Source organism: Streptomyces sp. GLSS-08 (assembly GCF_056387915.1).
Genome location: NZ_JBWJAQ010000002.1, coordinates 247,393 through 259,745 on the forward strand (window position 1 = coordinate 247,393; position 12,353 = coordinate 259,745).

Consider the following 12,353-nt stretch of genomic DNA (forward strand, 5'->3'; position numbering starts at 1 on the left):
CCCGGGCTGTTGCTCGCCGCCGTGTCGAGCAGGTGGACGACGGTACGGAAAAGGGCGGCTGCCGCGAGCGAGGGTCAGCGGCCGACCCTGAGGAGGGGTGGTGTGACTCCGGTTCCGTCGGGGTTCACGAGGAGCCAGCCGCCGTCGTGGCCGGGCACGAGTTCAGCGGCCTCGGCGACTTCGTCGAGGCCCTCGCGGATCAGCGGCCCTTCGGCGAGGTGTCCGGTGCGCGCGTCGAGGGACCCGATCCGCCCGCCCGCGAGGACGGCGAGCCGGTTCCCGGGTAGCCGAGTGAGGGCCGTGACCTGCCCGCCCGCATCGGCGTGCCACAGACGTCGTCCGCTGCCGAGCTGGTATGCGGACACGCCGCCGGGGACGGCCTCGCCCGGCTTCGTCACCGCGGTCACCAGAACGTCTCCGACGACCGCGGCGCGGAGCGCGGGCCGGGCGTCGAAACCCTGTCCGTCGTCCACGGTCATGCGCAGGTCCTCCTCGCCCCTCGAGACCTCCACCGACCCGCGCGGGCGGTCCTGGCCGTCGAAGGCGAGTACGGCGTCGGTCCCGCGGTCGTCCTTCTCCTTGAGCCAGAGCACGAACGGCCGGGCGGACAGAACCATGACCGCCTCCCAGCGGCTCTGGGCCGGCAGCGCGGTCCGGCGTACGTGTGTGCCGGTCGAGGTGTCGAGCGAAACCAGTTGCAGCGAGCGGAACGCGGAGCCGCCGCGCAAGCACTGGACGACCACCCGGGTACGGCCTGCCGCGGCTGAGGCGACGACCGGCGAGCAGCCCTCGCCGAGGGCCAGTTTCCAGCGCGGAACGCCCGTGCGCAGGACGAAACCCCGTACGGCGGTCTCCTCCAGGGCGACGGCGACGCCGCTGTCCGCGGCCACTCGGCCGTCGGTGGCGGGCCCGAACGCGGCGCCGCCCGTGATCTTCCGCTCCCAGAGCTTGCGGCCGCTCCTGGTGTCCACCCCCCACACCGTGTCGCACGGCTGGTCCTCGCGGCCGAAGGCGATCACACCGGTGCCGTCGACCACGGTGTCACTCATCGCGCACGCCGATCCGCGCGTGGGCGCGTCCAGGTTCCAGTGCTCGTGCCCGTCGGCGAGGTCGTAGCTGGTCAGACCGTCGGCGCGGGCGCGGACGACGGCGCCGCCGAGGGTCCAGTTGCCCACGCCCCTGACGCTGCTCGGCCGGTCGACCGGCGCGTCCCAGGCCCGGTCGAGGACGGGGCCGCGCATCCACGCGTACGCCAGCCACCCTGGCCAGAGAGCGAGGAGCATGCCCGTCACGACGAGCACGACGGGCAGTGCCTTGCCGGGCCTGACCTTGATCAGTTCGGCGACTCGCCAGCTGACGAGGGCCATCCCCGCGAAGGTGCACAGGAACGCCAGCAGGATGGTCGGGACGGTGCCTTCGGGGCAGGGTGTGTAACCGTCGCCGCACTCGTTGCCCGGAATCGAGGTCCAGCCGAACCAGTGGAAGGCCACCGCGAGTCCGACGACCAGCCCGGCTGCCACAACAAGCAACGCCCTCCCGGTTACGGCTCCCCGTGTCCTGCGCGCAGGCCTGCTGTCCTCCACCACGTCGCCCCCCCAGGCGCCAACTGCCTTGTCCCTCGCCGGAGATGCGGCGATCGATCTTAACCCCCGTACGGCCGCTCCGGAGCGCGCCGGCGGCTTCAGCTTGCTCACCGGGCCGCCCGTTTGCTGGTCCCGTAGGTGTGCGGGTCCACGGGTTGCCGGGCCTTGGGCAGGTGGGCGACGACGAGCCGGTAGGAGTCCGTGACGAGTTCCCTGGCGAGCTCCTTGTCGACGCCTGTCCCGCCCTCCAGCGTGATCCAGTGCTTCTTGTTCATGTGGTAGCCGGGGGTGATCTGGCTGTACTGCTCCCGCAGGGCGTGGGCCTCGCGGGGGTCCGCCTTGAGGATCACGACGGGATACCCCGGGACTTCGGTCATCAGCATGAACACCTTGCCGCGGACCTTGAAGACCTCCCAGTCCGGGCCGAAGGGATGTTCCAGCTGCGCTCCGGGAAGTTCCTCCGCGCACTCGGCGGCGAACGTCTGCAGGGTCGATCCGTTCATGGGTGTTTCCTCTCTCAGGTGGTGGCGGGCAGGGGTGCCGGCCACGGACGCAGACGGCACGCCCCATCCTGTTCTCCGAAACGGGCGAAACGGGCGGTAAACTGCGGACACGTGATGGTCGACAAGCGACACCCCAGGCGTTCTGCCGGACGCCACGGGCAGGCCGCGGTTCCGCTGCACCGTTTCCAGCCCCCGGTCGGCACCCCGTACGGCCTTGAGGTGAGCACCGTCGAGGACTTCTTCGCCGAGCACGACGACTGGCCGTGGAATCCGCCCCGTCCGGGCCGCGCCACCTTCCACTACCTGATCCTCGTCACCGAGGGTGAGCTGCTCCACGATGTCGACCACGTCACGCGGACCGCCGCCTGCGGCCAGTGGCTGTGGGTGCGTCCGGGGCACGCGCAGTGCTGGCATCCGCCGGGCGCCGCCCGCGGCGTGTTCATCCTGTTCGAGCCGGACGTGCTGACGGCCGACGCCGCCCGACTGCTGGCCCCGCTCACCGCGCACGAGGCCCCTGCCGTGCTGAGTCCGCACCCCGATGACGCGCCATGGCTGCGGCAGACGGCGCTCCAGCTCCTGGACGAGCACCGTGCACTGGGGCGCCGCCGACTCGATGTCCACCACGCCCTGCGGCGCAGCCTGCTCGAATCGCTGCTGCTGCGCCTTGCCAACTCCCCGGATGTCACCCCCGCCGGCGCGGCGGCGGGCGGCACGGGCCGCAGGGACACGTACGCACGCTTCGTGGACGCACTGGAGCTGCACTTCCGGGAACTGCACCGGGCCGCGGACTATGCCGGGCTGCTCGGCTGTTCGGTTCGTACCCTCAGCCGCGCGGCCCGGGACGCCACCGGCAAGGGGGTGCGTGAGGTCATCGACGAGCGGCGGCTGCTCGAAGCCCGGCGCCTGCTGAGAGGCGCCGGTTGGGACGCCCGGGCTGTCGCCGTCCATCTCGGGTTCACCGATCCCGCGAACTTCGGCCGCTTCTTCCGCGAACGCACCGGTCTCACCCCGGCCGCCTTCGCGGCCCGCGAAGCCAGGACCGGCATGTGAGACGGGCGCGGCACAAGCCCGCACTCCCACGGCCGCCACGGCCTTGATCGCGTCCGGAACACCGACGCTCTCGGTGCCGGGGATGCGCGGGTGGGTGACCTCCGGGTCCGACCCGCCCTTTCGGGTGGTGACCTCGGACCGTTGACGCCGAACGCCTTCGCCTTGATGCGCACCCGTCCGGGCCGCGGCTCGGACACGGTGGTGACCTGAAGGGCATCCGGGCCGCCGGGCTGAGAGACGACCACCGCTCGCATCGTCGCCCTGGGCCCTCATCCCGGCTGGGGAGGCGCTGAGCGCGCCCGCCCCGTCACCTGTTCGGTTCGGCCGGAACCGTTGTGGAGTGGTTCGACCGACCGGGATGGGTCCGCGGCGTCCTGGTCAGGCCGCCGGGCGGCGAGGGTTGGGACGCGGACCTGTCAGGACAGCCCACACCCTGATCTTCTTTCCGGCCCGGCGGCCCATCACGTCGGCCACCTCCCGCTTGCTGACCGGACGGTCCCAACCGATGTCGATCCGCTCACCGGCCTCGGCCTCGGCGTCGACCGCGGCTGCCAGGTACGCCGCGAGGTCGGAGGTGTTGCACGAAGGTCAGCGGGACGGTGGCCTTGCCGATCCACACCACGCGGCCTGTGTCGACCGGGTCGCCCGCCATGCTCGGGACCTGGGCGAGGAACGCCCCCGGGCGCAGGGCGACGAACGGGACGCCGAGCTGTTCGAGCTTGTCCTCGGCGAGCTTCTTGTGCCAGAAGTGCGGGACATCGGGCGTCCGGTCGCTGGTGAGGACGCTGGTCAGGACGATCCGCGGTGCGCCTCGCCGCCGGAACGCGCCGCGTCCGAAGGCAGCCGGGACGGAGTGGGTTGTATGGCCGACCTGACGGTGGTCGCGCCGCGTGCGGGACGGGGTGCACCCCAGGCCGCGTGCGGGACGGGGTGCACCCCAGGCCGTGTGCCTCTTGTCGCCTGTGGTGTGGCGTACGCGGGCATGAGGTGCACACCGGGGAGTCACGCGGACTCTTCCTCCGGCAGCGCGCGGCCGCTGATCGCCTCGGTGATGGCGTACGCGGTCTCCACGAAGGCCTCCGCCTGCTGCTCCGACAGGTTCCGGGCGGAGGTCTCCTCCAGGGCCTGCCACAGGGCCGCGATGGGCTCGCGCATCGCCCGGCCCTTGTCGGTGAGGTGGACCACCATGACACGCCGGTCATGTGCGGCCGGCTCCCGGATGACCAGGCCGGCATCCTGCATGCGGCGTAGCGCCTTGGAGATGGTGGAGTGGTCCACGCCGAGGCATTCGAGCAGCCCGGACTGGGACTGGCCGTCCCGGTCGAGAAGGTGCATCAGCAGCAGTTCTTGTCCTGGATGCAGGTCCATCTCGCGCAGCAGGGTGGCGGCGTAGGCACGGTGGGCGCGGGCGAGTTGGAAGATGGCGTAGCTCATCGGTCCTGCGCCGGCCGTCGTGGGGATGCGGGGTTCGGGGGTGGGCATGGTTTGGTTCCTCAGCCGGTGTGGGTGGGGTAGTCGGTGTAACCGGCCACTCCGCCGCCGTAGAAGGTCGCAGGATCGGGGGTGTTCAGCGGCGCGCCCGCGCGGAGCCGCTCGACCAGGTCCGGGTTGGCGAGCGCGAGGGCGCCGACGGAGACGAGGTCCGCCGTGCCGTTGTCGATGTCCTTGGCGCGGGCGGGCAGGTCGGTGCCGCCCCGGTTGAGGATCAGCGTGCTCGGCCACAGCGCGCGCAGGGTGCCCAGCAGCTCCTCGTCGCCGACGTGCAGCACGTGGAGGTAGGCCAGGTCCAGGGGGCGCAGGGCGTCCAGGAGTGCCGGATACAACTCGGCGGTGTCGGACTCGGCGATGCCGTTGTACGGGTTCGCGGGGGAGATACGGATACCGGTGCGCTCGGCGCCGATCTCGTCGGCCACGGCGGCGGCGACCTCGACGGCGAAGCGGATGCGGCCCTCGATCGAGCCGCCGTAGCCGTCGGTGCGCTGATTGGTGTTGTCGGACAGGAACTGGTGCACCAGGTAGCCGTTGGCGCCGTGGATCTCCACGCCGTCGGCGCCTGCCGCGACGGCGGCAGCCGCGGCGCGGCGGAAGTCCTCGACGGTCGCCGCGACCTCCTGCGTCGACAGTGCACGGGGGGTCGGCATCTCCTGGGGCCCTGACGCGGTGAACATCATGCCCTGCGGCCGGATTGCCGAGGGGGCGACCGGCAGGCGGCCGTGGGGGGTGTTGTCGGGGTGGGCGATGCGTCCGGTGTGCATCAGCTGGATGACGATCCGGCCGTCGGCCGCGTGCACGGCGTCGGTGACCTTGCGCCACCCGGCGATCTGCTCGTCGTTGTGGATGCCGGGGGTCAGGAGGTAGCCCTGGCCGTCGGCGGAGGGCTGGGCTCCCTCGGTGATGACGAGCGCGTGCGAGGCCCGCTGGGCGTAGTACTCGGCGTTCAGCTCGGTCGGTACGCCTTCGGGTGTGGAGCGGTCACGGGTCATGGGGGCCATGACCAGGCGGTGCGGCAGAGACATGCCGCCAAGAGTGGTCGGCGTCCACAGGGAATCCAGCACGAGGGGGTCCTTCGACAGGGCGGTGACCGGCCGGTCACCGCAAATGGGGGTGGGGGCTAAGTGGGCGGGCGCGCTCAGTCGACGGTCAGGACGAGCTTGCCCCGCACGTGCCCGGCGTCGCTGACCTGCTGGGCCGTGGCCGCCTGGTCGAGCGGGTAGGCGGTGACGGTGGTGACGAGCTTGCCGGCCGCGGCGTCCCGGGCCAGGGCGGCCAAGCGGGCGGTCGAGCGTTCCTGGGGCCCCTGGGAGAAGGCGATGCCCAGCTGCCGTGCACCGAAGTCGGCGATGGTGACGATGCGCTCGGTACCGCCCCGCAGGGTGATGGAGTCCTCCAAGGCACCCTTCCCCGCCAGGTCGAACACCGCGTCCACGCCGTCGGGGGCCAGCGCCCGCACCCGCCCGACGAGGCCCTCGCCGTACACGGTCGGGGTGGCGCCGAGCGAGGCGAGATAGTCCTGGTTGGAGGGGCCCGCGGTGGCAATCACGCGTGCTCCGCGGGCCGTGGCGAGCTGGACCGCCAGGGTTCCCACCGCTCCGGACGCGCCGTGCATCAGCACGGTCTCCCCGGCGGCCACCCCCAGCTGGTTCAGGACCCGCTCGGCCGTCTCGCCGGCCACCGGCAGCGCGGCCGCGTGCTGCCAGTCGAGGCCTGCGGGCTTGGGGGCCACGGTGGTGGCCAGCGCGTACTGGGCGTACGAGCCGGTGTCCGACCAGCCCAGCACCTCATCGCCGACCTGCACGTCGCCCACGCCCTCACCCAGGGCGTCCACCACGCCGGCGAGCTCGCCACCGGGGACGGCGGGGAAGGCTGTCGGGCGGACGGCCTCCATCATCCCGGCGCGGATCTTGCCGTCCAGCGCGTTCAGCCCGGCGGCCTTCACACGGACCCGGACCTGGCCGGGGCCGGGCTGCGGGACCTCGATGTCCGCCTCGTGCAGCACGTCCGGGGCGCCGAACTGGTCGAAAACGATTGCTTTCACGATGACTCCATTCCCTTCGGCCACCAAAATAGTGGCTAGCCACATAATCAAGGTAACAGCAATCATGTGGCTAGCCAAGTAAATCCGGACGGGGGGTGAAGACAGCCGCCTCGGCTGCCCGCGCCGCCCTGCTGGGCCTCGTCGTCGAGCTCGGCCACCGGCTGTGCCGTGGGGATCAGGCCGCCCGTGGTCTGACGCTGGCGCTCCGCCTGGTCGGCGGTACGGCGTGGGAGAAGGCCCGTCGGCTCACGGCGGCCTCGGCCCATGACGAGACCTGCGCGCGCTCGCCCACCGGCTCGTCGACGCCACCGGGCTCCAGTGCGGACGCCTCACCGCGATCGCTCTGCGGGCGGTGGACCTCGTCGACGCCGACCAGGGCGCCGAGCGGATCAGTCTGGACGAGGCCCGCGAGGCCCGCCTGGTCGTGAGTCCGGCCGGCCAGAAAGGTTTCTTCAGTGCGCGGAGGGGTCCGGCCCGCCGCGCTCGACCCGCCTGCCGGGCCCAGCCTGCCCGCCTCCTTCACCGGGTGCACCCGGGTCACCAGGTGTACCCGGGTCACTTGGGTCGGCCGGTACACCTGGCCGACCTGTTTGGCCCCGCGCATCCGGTGCCCCCGGTACATCCGGCCCGCCGCGTGCCGCGTGGTGCAGGGGCAGCCGGGCGAGGCGGTCCGTCGTGTCCAGGATCGCGTCGACGCAGCGACTGGTGCGGATGATGCGTATCTCGACGCCGATCATGTGCAGGCCTTCGCTGACCCCGAGGAGCGTGTAGAGGCCGGCCGGGTCACAGGCGGCGACCTCCGACAGGTCGACCTCCAGCTCTCCGGTGGTGAGTTCGGGGACGACACGCCCGATGGCCTCGCGCAACTGGGGGCCGGTGCTCACGTCCAGCTCACCGGAGACGCACAGCAAGAGACCGCCGGGCCCCTGTGCGGCCTGGCGGATCTGCAGTCGCCGTACTGTCTCCCGGCGCACACCCGTCACTTTCCGACCGGCAATGCCGGTCATGACTGCAGTCGGCCGCTGTTGTCCCAACGGCCACGGCTCCCTCCCACCTGCCGAGGGGGAGCCGGGGCTCTACTTCCCCGGATCACGCCTCCTATGCCTCACGAATGCCGACCGTCCCTGCCCTCTCCGTCGGCTCCTCCGGGAGGCCGGACGCGCACCGGCCCGGCAGGCCCACCCCGGCCACCCGCCGTGGGCGCGAGAGGGGGCGCACCCAGGATGCAACGGGCGGTGCCGTCTACGCACCTCGTGGTTCCCGTGACGGTGAGAGTCTTGAGGTGGTTGATACGGATTCTTCCCGGACGGGAAGGCTGGACGGGTGGACGACTTCGACGTGGATGAGGCGTTGCAGCAGGCCCTGGACCGCCTCACCCTCCTGAACGACATCGCCGACGCGTTGTCGAGCACGCTGGACGAGGTGGAGGGGCTGCGCCGGGTCTGCCGGATCGTCGTGCCGCAGCTGGCCGACTGGGTGATGGCGGACCTGCTCGACGAGAAGGGCCGTCTGGAGCGCATCTGCCTGACGCACCACGACCCTGACGTCCCCCTGACCGGCCTGACCGGTGCGCTTCCCGCCGTGCCTGCCGCCGCGTCCGGCCCGCTGTCCCGCGTGTTGCTCGGAGCCGGACCGCTCCTGCTGTCGGCCGAGGACGTCCCGGCCGCCGATCAGGCCGACGACCAGCTGCACGCGGTGAACCTCGAGCTCTTCGCCCGGCTCGGCGGGGACAGCCTCATCGTCGCGCCCCTCCGTGCCCGGCGCCGGGTCCTCGGCGCTTTCACGTTCGTCCGCCACGCGGGCCGCCCGCCCTTGCAGGAAGCCGACCTGGCCCTGGTGGAGGACCTCACGCACCGGATCGCACTGGCCCTGGACAACGCCCGTCTGTACAGGGAGACCCAGCGGATCGCCGAGCGCCTGCAGCGCTCCCTCCTCCCGGACCTGCCCGCCGTCCCCGGTCTGGAGCTCACCGCACGCTACGCGCCGGCAGCCGCGAGCGCCGACGTCGGCGGCGACTGGTACGACAGTTTCGTGCTGCCGCAGGGCGACACGACGCTGATCATCGGCGATGTCACCGGCCACGACCTGCGTGCCGCCGTCACCATGAGCCAGTTGCGCAACATGCTCCGCGGCATCGCCTGCGACCGGCAGGAGCCCCCCGCCAAGATCCTCCACCGCTTCGACATGGCGGTGAACGCGCTGGCCGAGCACACGACCGCGACCTGCATCTACAGCCTCCTCAAGGGGCCTCCCGGCGGGCCGTGGCGCCTGCACTGGGCCATCGCCGGACATCCGCCGCCGCTGCTCATCACCCAGGACGGCGACACCCACTACCTCGACGACGTCCAGGGTCTGCTGCTCGGCGTCCGCCCCAACGAACCGCGGACCGACGCCGAGCGCCTGCTGCACCCGGGCAGCACGATCCTGCTCTACACCGACGGCCTCCTCGAACGGCGGGGCGAGAACCTCGACAACGGACTGACGAGACTGCGCCAGCACGCCGCGGCCCTCCACAGTCAGCCCCTGGACGTCCTGTGCGACGAACTGGTCACGGGACTGGCGGCCAACTCCACCGACGACGTGGCCCTCCTCGCGCTCCGCCTCCCCGCGGGGTAGGGAGCGGTCGCCGGGTACGGCCCGTCACGATCCCACGTCGGGCGTGGTCAATGGCGTGTCCTGAGGCGAGCGTGGCGGCGTGAATGCCGTGATTCGGGAGGGGCGTTCCCTTTGGGCGTGATGGCGGGTTAGGGTCGCGCTCGGAGAGATCTTGAGTCGAAGGTGGTCCTGATGGAGAAGACGGCAACAGCGCGCCGGGGCAGGCCGGCGGGTGTCCGCTCCGTCGAAGGCGAGCTGACGGCCCGTCAGGCAGCCATCGTCGAGTTCGTCGCGAGCGAGGTCGCCCGCCAGGGCTACCCGCCGTCGATGCGGGAGATCGGCAAGGCCGTCAACCTCGCCAGCACCTCGTCCGTCGCGCACCAGCTGATGGTCCTGGAGCGCAAGGGCGTCCTCTACCGGGATCCGCACCGGCCGCGCGCCTACCGTGTGCGTCCGACGTGGGCCCCGGACCTGGCGGGTGCTGCCGCCGTCAGGCCCCCGGCCGAGGTGCCCCTCATCGGGCGGATCGCCGCCGGTGTGCCCGTGCTGGCCGAGGAGGCGGTCGAGGACGTCTACCTGCTGCCCCGCCAACTGGTCGGTGAGGGTGACCTGTTCGCCCTCACCGTGGCCGGTGACAGCATGATCGGGGCAGCCATCTGCGACGGCGACATCGTCACGGTCCGCCGACAGGACAGCGCCGACCACGGTGACATCGTCGCGGCGCTCATCGAGGACGAGGCCACCGTGAAACAGCTGCACCGTCGCGACGGCCAGGTGCTGCTCATGCCCCGTAACACCGCGTACGCCCCGATCCCCGGCGACCAGGCGGTCATCCTGGGCAAGGTGGTCGGTGTCCTGCGCCGGCTCTGACCGGACCGGCGGGCGGCGTTTGCCCTCCCGTGATCGGGTGACCCGAGGGACCCCAGGCGCGCGCACCCGCCACGGGTGTGTGCCGCGCCCCGACCCGTGAGGAGCCCACTGTGTCCACGTCCAACGAGGCCGGCGACGCAGCCGAGGGACTGGATCCCGGACTGCTGGACGACCAGCAACTGCTGCGCGAGCTGGAAAGCGTGCACCGCACCCGCCACGACACCTTTCTGCACGGTTCGCCGGAGGCCCTGGAGACGCACAACCGCCGCACGGCGGAGCTGGAGGGCGAATACGTACGGCGCAACCCGGACCGCGCAGTGAGCGCGGGCCGCACCCGGGAGGGAGCCCGGGCCCGCGAGGCATGAGCGCGGGGCGCATGCACCACGGCGGTGCCGTGCGCGTGCGCCCCGGGGGTGCTCAGGAGTGCGTGCGGCCCCGGAGCGCTCAGGGCTGGGCACGGCCCGGATTGCTCAGCCCTGAGCGTGGCTCGGAGTGCTCAGGACTGCGGGCAGCCCCGGAGCGCTCAGCACCTCGTGCGGACCGGATCGCTCAGGACTGGGTACGGCGTACGCACTCCGTGATCACGGCGCCCAGACTGCCGGTCCTCTCCATGATCTCGCGCTGGATCCGGGCGCCGTTGCCGTGCTGGAGCAGCTCGGTGACGGCTTTCTCGGCCCGGTCGGCGTCACCGCTGTCGGTGAGGGCTTCACCGACGTGGTCCAGCAGTGCGCGTACCACTTCGCCGGCGGGAGCGGGCTTCATGGTCAGCGGGTGCAGGAGGTTCTCCTCCAGCCCGGACCGCGCCGCTCGCCAGGCCGCGAGCCGCAGCAGCTCGACGCTGTGACCCACCGGCTCGACACCCGCACGCCACTCGCGCGCGGCCGTCTCCACCAGCCCGCGGGCCAGGGTGGCGATGAGCGTGGCGGTGCTCGCCTCCAGGCAGACGTCCGAGACGCGGATCTCGACGGTGGGGTACTGGTCGGAGAGCCGCGCGTCGAAGTAGACCATCGCCTTGTCGAGGGCCACCCCCGTGGCGACCATGTCCTCGGCCCGCTGGTGGTACCGGTCGGCGGAGCCGAACAGCTCGGTGGGGCCGGCCATCGGCCAGCGCCCCCACACCCGGCTGCGGTAGCTGGCGTACGCGGTGTTCCGGCCCTGCCAGAACGGGGAGTTCGCGCTGATCGCGGTCAGGACGGACAGCCAGGGGCGGATGCGGTCGACGACGGCGACACCCTCGTCGTCGGACTCGACGGACACGTGGATGTGACAGCCGCAGACGAGTGTCTCCTGCGTCGCGATGCCGAACTCGTGGGACATCCACTGGTATCTGCTGTTCGGGCTGATCGACGGGCTGACCGGCAGGGGTGACGTGGCGAGGGCCACGACGGCCGCCCCGGTCTCCCCGGCGAGCCGTGCCGCCTCGCTGCGGCAGCGCACGATCTCCGCGCCGAGTTCGGCCATGTCGGACTGCGGGTGGGTGGCGAACTCGAGCTGCTGCTCGTGCAGCTCCTTCTCGAACGTCTCCTCCTCGGGGTCCTCCCTGGCGGCCCGGGCGAGTACGGCCGCGGACAGAGCCTGCGGTTCTCCGGTCTCCGGGTCGACCAGGAGAAGTTCTTCCTCGACTCCGACAGTGCGCACGTGATGCGGCCTTTCCTTGGGGGTTTCTACAGCTGGGTGGGGGCGGCTAGCGGGCATTGCGCGGGCGGCCCGTGTGGAGTGTCCGAGCGGCTTTCTCGCCCTGCACGAAGGGATCGATCTCCGGGTCGTACGTCCCGGCATGGTCGGCCAGGGCATCGGTCACCCGCTCCCACTCCGCCACCTCGGCGTCCGCGCGTGCCGCCTCGCCGTCCGTGAGGGCGTCGGACTTCGCGGCGTGACGGGCGGCGTCACGCGCCGCCTTCGACCCGTGGTGGGACATTCCGGTGGCTCGTCGGCGCACGTCCTCCCACGCCGCCCGTTCCTCTCCGGTCGGGCCGTCCTGCGGCGCCCCGGTGTCCTCGGTGGTGTCACGCTGCTGTTCGAAGCTCACTTCTCGTCCTCGAGGTCGGCTCGGCTGCCCGCCCTTCCGGGATCCGCCTGCCCGGGAACAGCGGACGGACACCCCCTCTGTCCTGCGGAGGCCTACGACCGGCGGGGAGCCGCAGCGGCGTCCGCGGTTCCCCCGTAGGCAGCAACAGAGTCCACGGGAGAGGGAGGAAGCTGACAATATCGGTAGGA

General features: G+C 71.9%; 13 protein-coding genes. 5 read left to right on the top strand and 8 right to left on the bottom strand.

The features are described 5' to 3' along the window. Positions 1 to 74 precede the first annotated feature (74 nt). Complete coding sequence (locus tag AC0ZLC_RS03795) at positions 75 to 1,520, bottom strand: outer membrane protein assembly factor BamB family protein (RefSeq protein ID WP_476750734.1); 1,446 nt, start codon at positions 1,518 to 1,520, stop codon at positions 75 to 77. 170 nt (positions 1,521 to 1,690) lie between these two features. Further along, a complete protein-coding gene (locus tag AC0ZLC_RS03800; RefSeq protein WP_476750420.1) occupies positions 1,691 to 2,086 on the bottom strand; it encodes an MmcQ/YjbR family DNA-binding protein in 396 nt (131 codons plus the stop codon). A 111-nt stretch (positions 2,087 to 2,197) separates the two neighbouring features. Between AC0ZLC_RS03800 and AC0ZLC_RS03805 the strand changes: the two genes are divergently transcribed. Continuing rightward, on the top strand, positions 2,198 to 3,136 hold the full coding sequence (locus AC0ZLC_RS03805; RefSeq protein WP_476750421.1) for a helix-turn-helix domain-containing protein: 939 nt from the start codon (positions 2,198 to 2,200) through the stop codon (positions 3,134 to 3,136). 1,002 nt (positions 3,137 to 4,138) lie between these two features. Here AC0ZLC_RS03805 and AC0ZLC_RS03810 read toward each other — a convergent pair. From AC0ZLC_RS03810 to AC0ZLC_RS03820, 3 genes are all read right to left on the bottom strand, one after another. Continuing rightward, positions 4,139 to 4,618, bottom strand: a complete 480-nt coding sequence (locus AC0ZLC_RS03810; RefSeq protein ID WP_476750422.1) for a MarR family winged helix-turn-helix transcriptional regulator — start codon at positions 4,616 to 4,618, stop codon at positions 4,139 to 4,141. An 11-nt stretch (positions 4,619 to 4,629) separates the two neighbouring features. Beyond that, positions 4,630 to 5,691 (bottom strand): alkene reductase, encoded by a 1,062-nt coding sequence (locus AC0ZLC_RS03815; protein WP_476750423.1) that lies wholly within the window; start codon positions 5,689 to 5,691, stop codon positions 4,630 to 4,632. A gap of 74 nt (positions 5,692 to 5,765) precedes the next feature. Then, the gene (locus AC0ZLC_RS03820) at positions 5,766 to 6,671 is read right to left on the bottom strand and encodes an NADP-dependent oxidoreductase (RefSeq protein WP_476750424.1); all 906 of its coding nucleotides are present in this window, start codon (positions 6,669 to 6,671) and stop codon (positions 5,766 to 5,768) included. 95 nt (positions 6,672 to 6,766) lie between these two features. Here AC0ZLC_RS03820 and AC0ZLC_RS03825 point away from each other — a divergent pair, with 95 nt between their 5' ends. Continuing rightward, complete coding sequence (locus AC0ZLC_RS03825) at positions 6,767 to 7,099, top strand: hypothetical protein (protein WP_476750425.1); 333 nt, start codon at positions 6,767 to 6,769, stop codon at positions 7,097 to 7,099. A 24-nt stretch (positions 7,100 to 7,123) separates the two neighbouring features. Here AC0ZLC_RS03825 and AC0ZLC_RS03830 read toward each other — a convergent pair whose 3' ends face one another. Further along, a complete protein-coding gene (locus AC0ZLC_RS03830) occupies positions 7,124 to 7,645 on the bottom strand; it encodes an STAS domain-containing protein (RefSeq protein ID WP_476750426.1) in 522 nt (173 codons plus the stop codon). A 349-nt stretch (positions 7,646 to 7,994) separates the two neighbouring features. Here AC0ZLC_RS03830 and AC0ZLC_RS03835 point away from each other — a divergent pair, with 349 nt between their 5' ends. The 3 genes from AC0ZLC_RS03835 (at position 7,995) to AC0ZLC_RS03845 (ending at position 10,501) form a co-directional block, all read left to right on the top strand. After that, on the top strand, positions 7,995 to 9,287 hold the full coding sequence (locus AC0ZLC_RS03835; protein WP_476750427.1) for a PP2C family protein-serine/threonine phosphatase: 1,293 nt from the start codon (positions 7,995 to 7,997) through the stop codon (positions 9,285 to 9,287). Positions 9,288 to 9,458: 171 nt separating this feature from the next. Then, a complete protein-coding gene (gene lexA, locus AC0ZLC_RS03840) occupies positions 9,459 to 10,136 on the top strand; it encodes a transcriptional repressor LexA (protein WP_476750428.1) in 678 nt (225 codons plus the stop codon). Positions 10,137 to 10,246: 110 nt separating this feature from the next. Next, complete coding sequence (locus AC0ZLC_RS03845) at positions 10,247 to 10,501, top strand: DUF6158 family protein (protein ID WP_476750429.1); 255 nt, start codon at positions 10,247 to 10,249, stop codon at positions 10,499 to 10,501. 184 nt (positions 10,502 to 10,685) lie between these two features. Here the strand turns inward: AC0ZLC_RS03845 and AC0ZLC_RS03850 are convergent, their stop codons facing one another. Beyond that, positions 10,686 to 11,774 (bottom strand): glutamate--cysteine ligase 2, encoded by a 1,089-nt coding sequence (locus tag AC0ZLC_RS03850; RefSeq protein WP_476750430.1) that lies wholly within the window; start codon positions 11,772 to 11,774, stop codon positions 10,686 to 10,688. 46 nt (positions 11,775 to 11,820) lie between these two features. After that, on the bottom strand, positions 11,821 to 12,165 hold the full coding sequence (locus AC0ZLC_RS03855) for a hypothetical protein (RefSeq protein WP_476750431.1): 345 nt from the start codon (positions 12,163 to 12,165) through the stop codon (positions 11,821 to 11,823). Between the last annotated feature and the right edge of the window lie 188 nt (positions 12,166 to 12,353).